18 protein-coding genes and 2 pseudogenes are annotated in these 14,026 nt (G+C 65.6%); 12 read left to right on the top strand and 8 right to left on the bottom strand.

Annotation, left to right across the window (positions count from 1 at the left end):
* Together J8847_RS19715 and J8847_RS19710 are read right to left on the bottom strand one after the other, a co-directional pair.
* Positions 1-183 (bottom strand): hypothetical protein (locus J8847_RS19715; RefSeq protein ID WP_211526412.1); only part of this gene is annotated, 183 nt, incomplete at its 3' end.
* 129 nt (positions 184-312) lie between these two features.
* A pseudogene (locus J8847_RS19710) lies at positions 313-534 on the bottom strand (accessory factor UbiK family protein); the annotation flags it as partial.
* Positions 535-809: 275 nt separating this feature from the next.
* On the opposite strand from J8847_RS19710, the gene J8847_RS19705 reads away from it, so the two are divergent.
* The 4 genes from J8847_RS19705 (at position 810) to gshA (ending at position 4,764) form a co-directional block, all read left to right on the top strand.
* Positions 810-1,550, top strand: a complete 741-nt coding sequence (locus J8847_RS19705) for a TorF family putative porin (RefSeq protein ID WP_211526410.1) — start codon at positions 810-812, stop codon at positions 1,548-1,550.
* Positions 1,551-1,569: 19 nt separating this feature from the next.
* Positions 1,570-1,908, top strand: a complete 339-nt coding sequence (glnK, locus tag J8847_RS19700) for a P-II family nitrogen regulator (RefSeq protein ID WP_211526409.1) — start codon at positions 1,570-1,572, stop codon at positions 1,906-1,908.
* A gap of 12 nt (positions 1,909-1,920) precedes the next feature.
* Positions 1,921-3,324: an ammonium transporter gene (locus J8847_RS19695; RefSeq protein WP_211526408.1), complete on the top strand. Its 1,404-nt coding sequence runs from the start codon at positions 1,921-1,923 to the stop codon at positions 3,322-3,324.
* 138 nt (positions 3,325-3,462) lie between these two features.
* Complete coding sequence (gene gshA, locus J8847_RS19690; RefSeq protein WP_211526407.1) at positions 3,463-4,764, top strand: glutamate--cysteine ligase; 1,302 nt, start codon at positions 3,463-3,465, stop codon at positions 4,762-4,764.
* Here gshA and J8847_RS19685 read toward each other — a convergent pair.
* Together J8847_RS19685 and soxR are read right to left on the bottom strand one after the other, a co-directional pair.
* Positions 4,758-5,606 (bottom strand): alpha/beta fold hydrolase, encoded by an 849-nt coding sequence (locus J8847_RS19685; protein WP_211526406.1) that lies wholly within the window; start codon positions 5,604-5,606, stop codon positions 4,758-4,760. The genes gshA and J8847_RS19685 overlap by 7 nt on opposite strands.
* Before the next feature lie 8 nt (positions 5,607-5,614).
* Complete coding sequence (soxR, locus tag J8847_RS19680; RefSeq protein WP_211526405.1) at positions 5,615-6,067, bottom strand: redox-sensitive transcriptional activator SoxR; 453 nt, start codon at positions 6,065-6,067, stop codon at positions 5,615-5,617.
* Positions 6,068-6,143: 76 nt separating this feature from the next.
* On the opposite strand from soxR, the gene J8847_RS19675 reads away from it, so the two are divergent.
* The 4 genes from J8847_RS19675 to J8847_RS19660 all read left to right on the top strand — a co-directional run bounded on the left by J8847_RS19675 (position 6,144) and on the right by J8847_RS19660 (position 8,264).
* Complete coding sequence (locus J8847_RS19675; RefSeq protein ID WP_211526404.1) at positions 6,144-6,596, top strand: ester cyclase; 453 nt, start codon at positions 6,144-6,146, stop codon at positions 6,594-6,596.
* A gap of 62 nt (positions 6,597-6,658) precedes the next feature.
* Positions 6,659-7,345, top strand: coding sequence for an RNA polymerase sigma factor (locus J8847_RS19670; RefSeq protein ID WP_211526403.1), 687 nt, complete (start codon positions 6,659-6,661; stop codon positions 7,343-7,345).
* 80 nt (positions 7,346-7,425) lie between these two features.
* Positions 7,426-7,944, top strand: a complete 519-nt coding sequence (locus J8847_RS19665; protein WP_211526402.1) for a DUF4142 domain-containing protein — start codon at positions 7,426-7,428, stop codon at positions 7,942-7,944.
* On the top strand, positions 7,941-8,264 hold the full coding sequence (locus J8847_RS19660; protein WP_211526401.1) for a plastocyanin/azurin family copper-binding protein: 324 nt from the start codon (positions 7,941-7,943) through the stop codon (positions 8,262-8,264). The genes J8847_RS19665 and J8847_RS19660 overlap by 4 nt, the downstream gene beginning before the upstream one ends.
* 1 nt (position 8,265) lies before the next feature.
* On the opposite strand, the gene J8847_RS19655 is transcribed toward J8847_RS19660, so the two are convergent.
* Positions 8,266-8,649 carry a VOC family protein gene (locus J8847_RS19655; protein WP_211526400.1) on the bottom strand — a complete coding sequence of 128 codons (384 nt, stop codon included), beginning with the start codon at positions 8,647-8,649 and terminating at the stop codon, positions 8,266-8,268.
* A 140-nt stretch (positions 8,650-8,789) separates the two neighbouring features.
* Between J8847_RS19655 and J8847_RS19650 the strand changes: the two genes are divergently transcribed.
* Positions 8,790-9,473 carry a YcxB family protein gene (locus tag J8847_RS19650; RefSeq protein WP_211526414.1) on the top strand — a complete coding sequence of 228 codons (684 nt, stop codon included), beginning with the start codon at positions 8,790-8,792 and terminating at the stop codon, positions 9,471-9,473.
* Positions 9,474-9,509: 36 nt separating this feature from the next.
* Here the strand turns inward: J8847_RS19650 and J8847_RS24260 are convergent.
* From J8847_RS24260 to J8847_RS19635, 3 genes and pseudogenes are all read right to left on the bottom strand, one after another.
* A pseudogene (locus J8847_RS24260) lies at positions 9,510-10,178 on the bottom strand (ATP-binding protein); the annotation flags it as partial.
* A complete protein-coding gene (locus J8847_RS24255; protein WP_229513056.1) occupies positions 10,175-11,359 on the bottom strand; it encodes a histidine kinase dimerization/phospho-acceptor domain-containing protein in 1,185 nt (394 codons plus the stop codon). The gene J8847_RS24255 and the pseudogene J8847_RS24260, both read right to left, overlap by 4 nt.
* A gap of 85 nt (positions 11,360-11,444) precedes the next feature.
* Positions 11,445-12,092 carry a DUF4272 domain-containing protein gene (locus J8847_RS19635; protein WP_211526399.1) on the bottom strand — a complete coding sequence of 216 codons (648 nt, stop codon included), beginning with the start codon at positions 12,090-12,092 and terminating at the stop codon, positions 11,445-11,447.
* Between the two features lie 225 nt (positions 12,093-12,317).
* Here J8847_RS19635 and gshB point away from each other — a divergent pair, with 225 nt between their 5' ends.
* The 3 genes from gshB (at position 12,318) to J8847_RS19620 (ending at position 14,020) form a co-directional block, all read left to right on the top strand.
* Positions 12,318-13,274: a glutathione synthase gene (gshB, locus tag J8847_RS19630; protein WP_211526398.1), complete on the top strand. Its 957-nt coding sequence runs from the start codon at positions 12,318-12,320 to the stop codon at positions 13,272-13,274.
* Between the two features lies 1 nt (position 13,275).
* On the top strand, positions 13,276-13,683 hold the full coding sequence (locus J8847_RS19625; RefSeq protein WP_211521436.1) for a PTS sugar transporter subunit IIA: 408 nt from the start codon (positions 13,276-13,278) through the stop codon (positions 13,681-13,683).
* Positions 13,684-13,750: 67 nt separating this feature from the next.
* Positions 13,751-14,020: an HPr family phosphocarrier protein gene (locus J8847_RS19620; RefSeq protein ID WP_211521435.1), complete on the top strand. Its 270-nt coding sequence runs from the start codon at positions 13,751-13,753 to the stop codon at positions 14,018-14,020.
* Positions 14,021-14,026: the final 6 nt, after the last annotated feature.

Raw genomic sequence — 14,026 nt, 5'->3', positions numbered from 1 at the left:
CATAACGCGCGGCTCGAATGGGGCGGGGTGGGGGGCGGGTGCGCGCCGGGCCCGCGCGCGCGCCCCCGGGGCGCGCACGTCGGCGATGGTCCGCTCATCCCCCTTGGCGTATTTCTCGCGCAGCACGTCCAGCGACACCTCCTGGGGCGCCAGCGTACCGTTCACCTTGTCTTTCGCATTCATGACAAGCTCCCGCTGTTCCATGAATGCCGGAGGCACGTGTTACTGCTTGTCGAGATTCGGCGGCGTGATGATGTGCGGCGTCTCGGCCTGGGCCGCGGTGGCGGCGGAGGCCGTGGACTGGGTCGCCAGGCGTGCTTCCAGCTCAATCACGCGCTGCTCGAGCGCTTCGAGCTTGGCGCGGGTCTTGGCCAGCACCTGGGCCTGGATATCGAACTCCTCGCGGGTGACCAGGTCCAGCTTGGCGAAGCCCTGGGTCATCACCGCCTTGACGTTGCGCTCGATGTCCTTGGCCGGTCCGCTTTCCAGCGCCTGGTTGATCTTGCCCTGCAAGTCGTTGAAGAAGTTGTTCATATCCTGGGTTTCCTTGGTAAGGCCGGGCTGTGCGCACCACAACGGTGCGCGGCAGCCTGATTTGGTGCGCATGGGTTGCAACATCGCCGCGCCGCTCGCGCATGGTGCGGCCGATCTTGGTGTTTCACAGCAAATGTGGGGCAGCTGGCCCGAAAAACAAGCCTCTTTCCCATCGTTATGAGCTGGCACGCATCCTGCTAAACGTAGTGTGAATGCAGCAATAACAGAATTGTAAACCGCAACGGCAGCAACCGTTCAAACTGAGGGGGTTTGTCATGAAGTGCAATCTGAAGCAATGCGCAGCAGCAGTCGGCCTGGCGGTCCTGGGTCTCTCCAGCGTCCCGGCCCTGGCGCAGGAACAACCCGCCGAACATCAGGTGAGCTACAACGCGGCCATCACCAGCGACTACCGCTACCGCGGCCTGTCGCAGACCCGTCTCGACCCGGCCCTGCAGGGCGGCGTCGACTACGTGCACGGCCCGACCGGCCTGTACGTCGGCACCTGGCTGTCCACCATCAAGTGGACCAAGGACCTGGGCGGCGACGGCAACATCGAATGGGATATCTACGGCGGCAAGCGCGGCCAGCTGACCGAGGCTGTCAGCTACGACGTCGGCGGCCTGTATTACTACTACCCGGACAACGGCCTGAATCCGCGCGCCAACACCTTCGAGCTCTACGGCCGCCTGGGCTTCGGCCCGGCCTACGTCAAGTACTCGCACTCGACCACCAACCTGTTCGGCACCGCCGACAGCAAGCGCAGCGGCTACCTGGACGTCGGCGCCGATGTCGACGCCGGCAACGGCTTCATCGTCAACCTGCACGTCGGCCGCCAGCGCGTCGAGAACAACAGCGCCTTCTCGTACACCGACTACAAGGTCGGCGTGACCAAGGACTTCGGCGTGGCCACCCTGTCGCTGGCCTGGATCAAGGCCAACACCGAGGCCTACCTGAGCCCGGAAGGCAAGAACCTCGGCAAGTCGGCCGCCGTGCTGACCCTGTCGAAAACGTTTTGATCGCAAAAGAGGCTAAGCCATGAAAATGATTACTGCCATCATCAAGCCCTTCAAGCTCGACGAGGTGCGCGAAGCGCTGTCGGAAATCAACGTGCAGGGCATGACCGTGACCGAAGTGAAGGGCTTCGGCCGCCAGAAAGGCCATACCGAGCTGTACCGCGGCGCTGAGTACGTGGTCGATTTCCTGCCCAAGATCAAGATCGAGGCGGCCGTGGACGACGCCGTGGTCGACCAGGTGATCGACGCCATCCAGAGCGCGGCCCGCACCGGCAAGATCGGCGACGGCAAGATCTTCGTCGCCGACCTCAACCAGGTCATCCGTATCCGTACCGGCGAGACCGGCAACGAAGCACTGTAAGAGGACACTCCCATGAAGCGAATCCTGAGCACCATCCTGGCCGCCGCCCTCGGCCTCGGCGCCGCGCTGCCCGCCTGGGCCGCGCCCGCCGTCAACAAGGGCGACACCGCCTGGATGTTCGTCGCCACCTTGCTGGTCATCATGATGTCGATCCCGGGCCTGGCCCTGTTCTACGGCGGCCTGGTGCGCGCCAAGAACATGCTGTCGATCCTGATGCAGGTCTTCACCATCTTCGCGCTGGTCATCGTGCTGTGGTGCGTGTACGGCTACTCGCTGGCCTTCACCCAGGGCGGCACTCCCTTTGTCGGCGGCTTCGACCGCGCCATGCTGAACGGCATCTACGACGCCGCGGCCGGCACCTTCTCGATGGCCGCTACCTTCAGCAAGGAGACGATGATCCCAGAGTTCATCTTCGTCGCCTTCCAGGGCACCTTCGCCGCCATCACCTGCGCGCTGATCGTCGGCGCCTTCGCCGAGCGCGTGCGCTTCTCCGCCGTGATGCTGTTCGTCGTGCTGTTCTTCACCTTCGGCTACCTGCCGATCGCCCACATGGTCTGGTTCTGGGCCGGTCCGGATGCGATTCAGGACGCCGCCACCCTGGCCAGCGTCACCGACGCCGCCGGCTACCTGTGGCAGAAGGGCGCGCTCGACTTCGCGGGCGGGACCGTGGTGCACATCAACGCGGCGGTGGCCGGCCTGGTCGGCGCCTACGTGATCGGCAAGCGCATCGGCTATGGCCGCGAATCGATGGCCCCGCATTCCCTGGTCATGACCATGATCGGCGCCTCGCTGCTGTGGGTGGGCTGGTTCGGCTTCAATGCCGGCTCGGCCCTGGAAGCGGGCGACATCGCCGCACTGGCCTTCATCAACACCCTGCTGGCGACCGCCTGCGCCACCGTGTCCTGGGTGATCGGCGAATGGATCTTCAAGAAGCGCCCGTCGATGCTGGGCGCCGCTTCGGGCGCCGTGTCCGGCCTGGTGGCCATTACCCCGGCCTGCGGCTTCGTCGGTCCGATGGGCGCCTTGGTCATCGGCTTGCTGGCTGGTATCATCTGCCTGTGGGGCGTGACTGGCCTGAAGCGCCTGCTGGGCGCCGACGACTCGCTGGACGTGTTCGGCGTGCACGGCGTGGGCGGCATCCTGGGCGCACTGCTGACCGGCGTGTTCGCATCGCCGCAGCTGGGCGGCCAGGGCATCTGGGACTATGTTGCCAACAAGGCATCGCCGGATTTCTCGATCGCCAACCAGGTGTGGGTGCAGGCCCAGGCCGTGGGCATCACGATCTTCTGGTCGGCGCTGGTGTCCTTCGTGGCCTTCAAGCTGGTCGACGTCGTGATCGGACTGCGCGTGCCGGAAGACCAGGAACGCGAAGGTTTGGACATTACCAGCCACGGCGAATCGGCGTACCATTCCTGATATCCGCGCGGCGGTATCGAAAAGGCGCCTGCGGGCGCCTTTTTGCGTTATTGCAACGTGCGGCCTTGCAACTTGTCCGTCTGCCCCCACATCGGTAGCCACAATTCACTGCAGCGCATTGTAAGGACGTCCACTTTCATGGTTCCGCACCTCGTCACCGCCCAAACCGGCCCTCTGCTCGATCTGGAAAAGAAAATCCTCGAGGCCACGCCCGCCATCGAGCGCTGGTTCCGCCTCGAGTGGCAGGAGCATACGCCGCCGTTCTACTGCTCGGTGGACCTGCGCAATGCGGGCTACAAGCTGGCGCCGGTCGATACGAACCTGTTCCCGGGCGGTTTCAACAACCTGGCGACCGAGATGCTGCCGCTGACGGTGCAGGCCGCCATGGCCGCGATCGACAAGTACTGCCCGGATGCGCGCAACCTGCTCCTGATCCCGGAAACCAATACGCGCAACCCGCTCTACCTGCAGAACGTGGCGCGCCTGATGCAGATCTTCCGCCAGACCGGCCTGCACGTGCGCTTCGGTTCGCTGTCGCCGGAAATCACCGAGCCGACCCCGCTGGCGCTGCCGGACGGGAATATGCTGGTGATCGAGCCCCTGGTGCGCTCGCCCAACGGCCGCCGCCTGGGCCTGGCCGACTTCGATCCCTGCACCATCCTGCTCAACAACGATCTGTCGGCCGGCATCCCGCCGATCCTGGAAAACCTGCACGAGCAGTCGCTGCTGCCGCCGCTGCACGCCGGCTGGGCGCTGCGCCGCAAGAGCAACCACCTGAAGGCCTTCGACGAGGTGGCCAAGAAGTTCGGCAAGCTGATCGACATCGACCCGTGGATGGTGAACCCGCTGCACGCCAAGTGCGGCGAGGTCGACCTGCAGGAGAACGTCGGCACCGAGGAACTGGCCGACAACGTCTCGATGCTGCTGTCGAAAATCAAGAAGAAGTACAAGGAATACGGCATGAAGGAGCAGAAGCCCTTCGTGATCCTGAAACCCGACGCCGGCACCTACGGCATGGGCATCCTGACCGTGAAGGACGCCAGCGAGGTGCGCGACCTGACCCCGGCCCAGCGCAGCAAGATGTCGGTCATCAAGGATGGCGTGGCGGTCACCGACATGATCATCCAGGAAGGCGTGCCGACTTTCGAGAGCATCAACGACGCGGTGGCCGAGCCGGTGGTGATGATGATCGACCGCTACGTGGTGGGCGGCTTCTACCGCGTGCACGCCGAGCGTGGCATCGACCAGAACCTGAATGCGCCGGGCTCGCAGTATGTGCCGCTGGCCTTCGCCCAGCAGCATGCGGTGCCGGACCTCAAGGCCAAGCCGGGCACGGCGGCGCCAAACCGTTTCTATGTCTACGGCGTGGTGGCGCGCCTGGGCCTGCTGGCGGCCTCGCTGGAGCTGGAGCGTACCGATCCGAATCCGGAAGTCTACTGATTCATCCCTGCGCGCCTGAGGAAGGCGCGCATCAGGGCTGCGCACTCGGCGGCATGCGTCTCCAGCAGGAAATGCGGGCCGTCGAGGATGTGCGCTTCCATGCGCGGCAGCGCCCGCATCCAGCACAGGGTCTCGTCCAGGTCGAAAAAGATGTCGTGCCGGCCCCAGAGCATCAGCGCCGGCGGCTGGTGGCGCTCCAGGTAGGCGGCGATCTCGGGGAAGCGCGCGACATGGCTGCGGTAGTCGAGCACCAGCGCCCGCTGCAAGGCCAGGCGGCCCGGCAGCGACATGATCCGCCAGTCCTCTTCCCATCGCGCCGCATCGATGCGGCGCGCGATGTCCTCAGGTATCCCCCCAAGGTACTGGTCGCGCACGCCGTCGAAGTTCAGATGGGAGGTCGCCTCGGCTTCATGTTCGGATGTCGGATTTTTCCAATATGTTCGGGTTGCCGCCCATGACGGCCCCATGCCGCTCTGGTGGGCATTGGCGTTCTGGATGATCAGGCTGCGGATTCTGGCGGGGGAGCGCGTGGCGAGGTGAAGGCCGACCGGGGCGCCGTAATCGTGCAGGTAGAGGTGGAAGCTGTCGACGCCGAGCTCCTCCAGCAGACCATCGATGAGGTCCGCGAAACGGGAGAAAGTAGGGCGCTCGATCGGCTCGGACGCTCCATAGCCTGGCAGGTCCGGCGCGATGCCGAAACAATCGTGCGCCAGCGGTCCGATCACGTCGCGAAAGGTCGCCGACGAGCTGGGAAAACCGTGGAGCAGGAGCAGGGCGGGCTTGCTCCGGTCGCCTGCCAGTCGCACCGCTAGTTCCGTCCCATCGACCTCGACCTTATCCATGCTTCCTCCTACAGAAGCTGCGGCCCGCTCCCTTGTTCCGACAATTCGTCCAGGGGATTGCGCAGCCTGCAGGCGTCGATCGACAGGCAGCCGCAGCCGATGCAGCCGTCCAGCTGGTCGCGCAGGCGCGTCAGCTGCATGATGCGCTCGTCCAGCTCCTTGCGCCACAGGCTGGACATGCGCGCCCAGTCGCCTGCCGTCGGCGAGCGTCCTTCCGGCAGCGAAGCGAAGGCCTCGCTGATCGAGGCCAGCGAGATGCCGATGCGCTGGGCCACCTTGATCACCGCCACCCGGCGCAGCACGTCGCGGACGTAGCGGCGCTGCTGGCCGGCGCTGCGCACGCTGTGGATCAGGCCTTTGGTTTCGTAGAAGTGCAGGGCCGACACCGCCACGCCGCTGCGGCGCGCCACTTCGCCCACCGTCAGCGGACGCTTGATCTCGTCCGGATCGATTTTCGCCATGTTTTCCTCTTGACCTCAAGTTAAGTTGAGGTTCTACACTCGTCCGCATCGATAGTCAATCCACCTGGAGGAAACGATGCATACTGCGAAGACGACCGTCGAGCTCAACAAGGAACTGGTGCGCACGCTGTACGAGGAGTGCATCAACACGCGCGAGCTCGGCCGGCTGGAGGACCTGATCGCGCCCGACTTCACCGGGACGCGCGGCGAACGCGGACCGCGCGAGTTCCGCGCCACCATCGAAACCGTGCTGACCGGCTTTCCCGGCGTGCGCTTCGAACTCCACGACCTGATCGGCGAGGACGACAAGGTGGCGGCGCGCTGGACCTTCCGCGCCACCCACCGCGGCCGCTTTGTCGGGCTACCGCCCAGCCATGCCGACGTCACGCAGGAGGGCAATGTGATCTACCAGCTGCGCGAGGGCCGGATCGTCCGCGCCTGGCTGCAGGCCGACCGGCTCGGGGTGCTGCAGCAGATCGGCGCCATTCCGCGCGCGTTCGCGGAAAGCCGCGCGGACCGGCCGCTCTGAGGGAACGCGGAGCAGCTTGCGCGCATCTGATGGACAGGAACAGGCTTACCAGAGGAGACAACATGCAGCCGGCACCCTTGCAGACAACAGGAAACGATCCGGACAGCGCGCTCTTGCAGCGGATCGGCAATGGCGACAGCAGCGCCTTCGAGCAGCTGATGCGCCGCTATAACCGCCGGCTCTACCGCGTGGCGCGCAGCATCCTGCGCGACGACGCCGAGGCCGAAGACGCGCTCCAGGACGCTTATCTGCAGGCCTACCGCTCCCTGTCCAGCTTCCGCGCCGAGTCCTCGCTCGGCACATGGCTGACCCGCGTCGTCGTGAACGCCGCCCTGATGCGTCACCGCAAGGCCGGGAGAATGGCCGAGATCATTGAACTAAGCGCGGAGCCGGACATGGAAGAACGCATCGACACGCAATTCTCCCAGCAGGAAGAACAACCCGAGCGCGCCGCGCTGCGGGCCCAGACGCGGCAGCTGATCGAAGCCAGGATCGATGCGCTGCCGGAAGTCTTCCGGACCGTGTTCGTGCTGCGCGCCCTGGAGGAGCTCAGCGTCGAGGAAACGGCAGATACGCTCGGCATCCCGGAAGCCACCGTGCGCACCCGCTACTTCCGCGCGCGCGGCATGCTGCGCGACGCCTTGTCGCGCGAAATCGATTTTGCGCTGGAAGAGGCCTTCGCCTTCGACGGCGCACGCTGCGACCGCATCGTCAGCCATGTGCTGGGCCGCCTGAACGAAGCGGAGTGACGGGAAACGGGAACGTGGCGGCGGCGGGCCGCATCCAATGGGCAGCTCCACCGTTATTTACTCACACAAAGAGGCCTGTCATGAAAAAATCGATCCCGCTGCTCCTGTCCTTCCTGCTCAGCGCCGGCCTGGCGTCCGCCCACGCCGCCGCGCCCAACGATGCCGAGATCGCCGCCATCGTCGTCGCCGCCAACGCGGTCGACATCGACGCCGGCAAACTGGCCCAGTCCAAGACCAGCAGCAAGACCGTGCGCGCCTTCGCCGAGCGCATGGTGGCCGACCATACCTCGGTCAACCAGCAAGCCGCCGCCCTGGTGCAGAAGCTGAACGTGACCCCCAGCGAGAACGACACCAGCAAGGGCCTGAAAAAGGATGGCGGCGCCACGCTGGCCAAGCTGAAGGGCATGTCCGGCAAGGCCTTCGACAAGGCCTATGTCGACAACGAGGTGGCTTACCACCAGACCGTGCTCGATGCGCTCGATAAAACCCTGATCCCGAACGCCGCCAACGCCGAACTGAAGGCCCTGCTGGTGAAGGTGCGTCCGGCCTTCGTGGCCCACCTGGAGCACGCCAAACACCTACAGGGCGAACTCAAATGAAGCCCTGGCGCGCGGCCGTGCTCGCGTTGTGCTGGCCGGCGGCTGCCGGGGCGGCGGAGCATCGCGTGGTCATCGACGGCATGGCCTTCACGCCGCGCGTGGTCCAGGCGCGGCCGGGCGACACCATCCTCTGGACGAACAAGGATTTGTTCGTCCACAACGTCAGCGCCGACAAGGGGAGCATGCAGTCCGGCGAGCTGCAGACCGGGCAGACCTGGCGCTACACCGTGCGCGCCGGCCCGTCCATGGACTACCACTGCACCCTGCATCCGACGATGACGGCGAGGATCGAGGTCGCAGCAAGCCCGAAAGGGAAGTAGCTTATTGCCCCACAGGCGGCTGCCAGAGCTCGACCTTGTTCCCTTCCGGATCGATGACCCAGCCGAACTTGCCGTACTCGGAGTCGTCGGTCTGGTCGAGCACTTGGCAGCCTTCCTCGCGCAGGGCCTGGAGCAGGGCGGCCAGGTCGTCCACCCGGTAGTTGATCATGAAGGAGGCGCCGGGAGCGAAGTGGCTGTCGGTGTTGGGGCTGATCGACCAGATGGTGGTGCCGCCGGTCGGCTTGCCTTGCGCATCGGTCCAGGTGAAGGCCGCGCCGCCCCATTCGAGCACCTCGATGCCCAGGTGGCGCTGGTACCAGGCGCGCAGCGCCACTGGGTCTTTCGCGTGGAAGAAAATGCCGCCGATACCGGTAACCCGCTTCATGTGTTTCTCCATCTGGACGGTGGTTGTGAGAAGCCCAGTGTAAACACAGGCTTGAGGCTGGAGCAAGCAAAAAGTTTGCACCATTGCAATGTGGGCATCCGGCCCCATGTCGGGGAGATCGAGATCAGCCGGAGCCACCCATGCTTGGTTTTATCCATCCGCGCCCGCCCAGCCGCAAGGAAGTGGCGATGCAGATCATGCGCCAGGAAAGGAAGACGATCGCCACCAATGAACTGACGGTCGATCCCCCCGGCGGCCCGGTGGCGGCCCCGCCGGACGCCATGCCGGTGCGCTTCTCCGGCGCCTGCACCCTGCGCGAATATTGCAGCCTGCTGCGCGACCATCTCGCCTTCCTGGCGCGCCACGACAGTCCCGCCGCCCGCCGCGCCAAGCTGCTGTGGCCGCTGGCGCTCGGCATGCTGGCGCTGGTCCTGGCCTGGGCCGTGGGTCCCGGCGGCTGGCGCACCGGCCTGCTGGCCGGCGCGGCCTGCGCGCTCGCCTGGCTGCCGTTCATGACGAATGTCTGGATCGCGCTGATCGCGCCACCGGTGTTCTATGCGAAGCGCTGGCGCGCGCCCGTCTGTGAATTCCACATCGATGCAAGCGGGATCGAACGCAGGGCCGGGCACAAGCGCTCGCTGCGCCGCTGGGACGAGGTCCGGGCGGTCCGGCGCTACCGCAGCGGTTACCTGCTGATGTTCGCAAGCGGCGCGATCCCGATTCCCTTCCGCTGCCTGAGCCGGGAGGACGAGGTGCGCCTGCGCGCCTTCTGCGCGGCCGGACGCTTCGGCGATCAGCCGGCGGAGGCGGCGGCCAGCAGCTGATGCAGCGCGGCCATGTCGATTGACGAAGTAGTGGTCGAAGCCCGAGGCCAGGGCATGGGCGCGCGTTTCCTCCTGCCCGTACCCGGTGACCGCGACCAGCAGCGCGTCGGCCGTCTCCGGCAGCTGGCGTAGGCGGCGCGCCAGCTCGTGCCCGTCCATGCCGGGCAGGCCGATGTCCAGCAGGCAGACTTGCGGCCTGGCCTCCCTGATCCGCTCCAGCGCATCCTCGGGCCGGTGTTCGACCGTCACCTGATGGCCGGCAGCCTCGAGCAAAATCGCGAGCATGGTCGCCGCATCGACGTTGTCGTCCACGACCATGATGCGCAGGGGAGCGGCGGCCACGCCGGCGCCGTGCTCCGCGGCTTGCGGCGCAAGGACTTGGTCACCGGCGTCCTGGCGCGGCAGGCCGACCGTGAATCGGCTTCCCCCGCCTGGGCCCGGGCTCTCGCAGGACACCGTTCCCCCATGCAGTTCGACCAGGCTCTTGACCAGCGCCAGTCCCAGTCCCAGTCCGCCCGAGGAGCGGTCCGAGGTGCGCTCGGCCTGGGTGAACAGGTCGAATACGCGGCCGGTCAGTTCCGCCGCCATGCCGATCCCGTTATCGGTGACGGTGATCAGGACTTGCGAGGGATGCACCTCTGTCCTGAGCTCGATGTTCCCGCGCGCCGGCGTGTATTTGGCGGCATTGCTGAGGATATTGGTCATGACCTGCACCAGCCGCTTCGCATCCCGCTCACCACCGTGGAGCCGGGCGGCAGGTGGATCGCCAGGTGGTGCTGCCGCGACTGCATCAGCGGCGTCACCTGTTCCACCGCCTCCATCAGGACATGGCGGATGTTCAGCGGCGCCTTGTCCAAGGTGACCAGGCCGTTGGTGACGCGCGAGACGTCGAGCAGGTCGTTGATCAGGTTCGTCATGTGCATGACCTGGCGCGTGATGATCTGGCTGGTCTGGCGCACGCGCTGCGGGTCCTGGTGGGCCATCTGCAGCAGTTCGGCCGCGGCCCGGATCGGCGCGAGGGGATTGCGCAATTCATGGGCCAGCATCGCGACGAATTCGTCCTTGCGGCGGTCGGTGTCCCTGAGTTTCGCTTCCGCCTCCTTGCGCTCGGTGATGTCGCTGGCGGCGCCGATCCATTCGTAGATGGCGCCGTGGGCGTCGAGCATCGGCACCGCCCGCGAGAGCGTCCATCCGATGCTGCCGTCGATCCGCCTGACCCGGTGTTCCAGCTCGAAAGCCTGCTTGTTGCTCACTGCTTCGTCGATGGCCTGGTGCACCAGGTCGTGGTCTCCCTGCGGAATGTATTCGTCGAGCCACATTTCGTTCGGGTCGGCCGTATCCTTGATGAAGCCGCGCCCCTCGAGCTGGCGGACCTGGGTCCAGTCGGGACTCATGCGGTAGATGACGTCGGCCGTCGCGCTGGTCAGCGCGCGAAAGCGCTTCTCGCTCTCGCGCAGCGCGGCCGCGGCCCGGACCTGTTCAGTGACATCGCTGGTCGTGTGCGAGATGCAGACGATGCTGCCGTCCTCGCCGAAGATCGGGGTGCTGACCGCGCTCCAGAAGCGTTCCTCGAACACCACTTCGCCATTCGGCAGTTCGACCCGGATCGGGTAGCGGATGGCGGGCAGGCTGTCCGGCTTGGCGGTATCGACGGCGCGGGCCAGGGAGCGGCGCAAGTCGATTTCGCCCCGGTCCTCGGGATCGTCCGGATTGCGCGGGAAGGCCGCGAACAGGCTCATGCCGACCAATTCTTCCCGTGTCCGCGACGAAGCCTTGAGGAAGGTGTCGTTGACAGCAAGAATGATGGCGTCCGGCGTCGGCGACAGCAGGTAATTACCGATGGGCGAGCTATTGAACACCGATTCGAACAAGGACGGGTGATTCATCTGTCTTTCACCATGAGTACGCCTCTGAGGAGGCGCTCACTATAGCGTCCCGCGACAAGACATGGCAACGCGCATGGGCATGGATTCAGGTATCCGTGCCGATCTCGTCCCAGTCGTCCTCGCCGTCGTAGCGAGTCATCCAGTTGACCGCGTAATGCCATTCGAAGACCACGCCCGGCTCGATGCCGCCCGGGGTGGGGCGGCCGTTCAAGTGCGCGTCGCGCACTGCCCAGTGCAGGCGGTAGAGGCGGTCGGACCAGTCGAGGATCTCGCCCACCGGCCGCACCCGCACGGCCGCCGCCAGCGCCACCGGGTCGGCTTCGTCCTCGGGGAAGAAGTGCAGGAACTCGCGCGCGCTGGCTTCGCTGCGCGGCAGGCCGATTTGCTCGACCAGTCCGCCGCACCAGGCCAGGAAATACAGCGCCTCCAGGCGCCAGGAAAAGCGGATGTAGTCCTCTTCCACCGGTTCGTCGTCGAACAGGAAGCGCGCCTCGTCGTTCGACAGCCAGCTGCGCCTGTCGCCGATGGAAAAATAGTCCTCGAAAAAATCGTTCTCGCGCAACATCGCCGTGCCGACCACGCCCCACAGGGCCGCCAGGCGCCGGCACAGCTCGTCCGCCGAGCGCAGCCGCACCTCGTGTTCGTCCTCGATCCAGGGCAGTTGCGGATTGATGGGAATGCCGTGTTCGCGAAGCAGGGCTTCGCTGGCGGCCTGGCGTTGAGCGGGTGTCATGGTGTGCCTTGTAGATAACTATGCAAGATCATAAACAAATCGGCGCGGCAACAGTTCATCCGTACGCAGGTAAATACGCGGGTTTGCGTGCGATCAGGCCGGTTTCTGAGGCGACGCAAGTTGCCAAAGTGCATTTCAACGTCGATTTCCGCCCTGAGCGGACCGGCGGCCGCGAGCTTCGGCGTTTCCGGCTAAAATCGATGCATTGTCCCTATTGGAAGCACCATGAAAATCGCTTTTCTTGCCGATCCGCTTTCCGGATTCAAGATTTACAAGGACTCGACCTTCGCCATGATGCGCGAGGCGGCCAAGCGAGGCCATGCCATCTACGCCTTCGAGCAGCGCGACATGGCGCTGCAGGAAGGCGTCGTGATCGCGAATGTGGCGCGCATCCACCTGACCGGCGATACGGATGCATGGTACCGCGCCGACCCGGCCGAGACGGTGGAGCTGTCCACCTTCGACGCCGTCATCGAGCGCAAGGATCCGCCTTTCGACATGGAATACGTGTACGGCACCTATCTGCTGGAACTGGCCGAGCGCCAGGGCGCGCGCGTGTTCAACCGTCCCTCGGCGATCCGCGACCACAACGAGAAGCTGTCGATCTGCCAGTTCAGCGAGTTCACCTCGCCGACCCTGGTCAGCTCGAACCTGGCCCAGCTGCGCACCTTCCACGCCAAGCATGGCGACGTCATCTACAAGCCGCTGGACGGCATGGGCGGCGCCGGCATCTTCCGGGTGCGCGAGGACGCCATGAACCTGGGCTCGATCATCGAGACCCTGACCGACAACGGCCGCCACACCATCATGGCCCAGAAATACATCCCGGCCATCGTCAAGGGCGACAAGCGGGTGCTGGTCATCAACGGCAAGCCGGTGCCCTTCGCGCTGGCGCGCATCCCCCAGGGCAGTGAGGTGCGCGGCAACCTGGCGGCCGGCGGCGTCGGCGTGGCCCAGCCCCTGACGGAGCGCGACCGCGAGATCGCCGAGACCCTCGGCCCCGTCCTGGCCGCGCGCGGGCTGTTGCTGGTAGGATTAGACGTGATCGGCGATTTCCTGACCGAGGTGAACGTCACCAGCCCCACCTGCTTCCAGGAGATCACCGACCAGACCGGATTCGACGTGGCCGCGATGTTCATCGACGCGGTCGAGCTGCAGGCGCAGCAGGCCAGGAACAACTGACATGGTAGGCATACTCTTGATGACCCACGCGCCGCTGGGCCAGGCATTCATCGCGGCGGTCGCGCATGTGTTTCGCGGCCCGACCGAGCGTTTCGAGGCGATCGACGTGACCGCCGACCAGGACCTGGGCGAGGTCAACTGCCTCGCCAAGGAAGCGATCGCACGCCTGGACGAGGGCGACGGCGTGCTGGTGATCACCGATATCAAGGGCGGCACCCCGTCCAACTGCTGCAATTCGCTGGCCGACGCCGGCCACGTGGAAATCATCGCCGGCATCAGCCTGCCCATGCTGCTGCGCGCGATCACCTACCGCCGCGACACGCTCGACGTGGTGGTGGAGATGGCCCTGGCCGGCGCCCAGAACGGCGCGGTACGGGTGGACAACCGCATCCGGGTAGGGTCGAGCTGAAGCGGCGCACCGGTGCGCGCCCTGGCGGACCGCGCGCACTCCTTACTAGAACAACGACATCGAGAATATGATTCAACAGGAACTTGAGATCATCAACAAGCTGGGGCTGCATGCCCGCGCTTCCGCCAAATTCACGCAGCTGGCCGCGAAGTTCCAGAGCGACGTCTGGCTGACCCGCAACGGCCGCCGCATCAACGCCAAGTCGATCATGGGCGTCATGATGCTGGCCGCCGGCAAGGGCGCCAAGGTGCTGCTGGAAGCGGATGGCCCGGACGAGCAGCAGTGCGTCACCGCGCTCGCCGGCCTGATCAACGACAAGTTCGGCGAAGGCGAGTAATGCCGC

The organism is Massilia sp. AB1, from assembly GCF_018119385.1.
Lineage (GTDB): Bacteria > Pseudomonadota > Gammaproteobacteria > Burkholderiales > Burkholderiaceae_D > Telluria.
The sequence above is the reverse complement of the archived record's forward strand: the minus strand, read 5'-3'. Positions and strand labels throughout refer to the sequence as shown.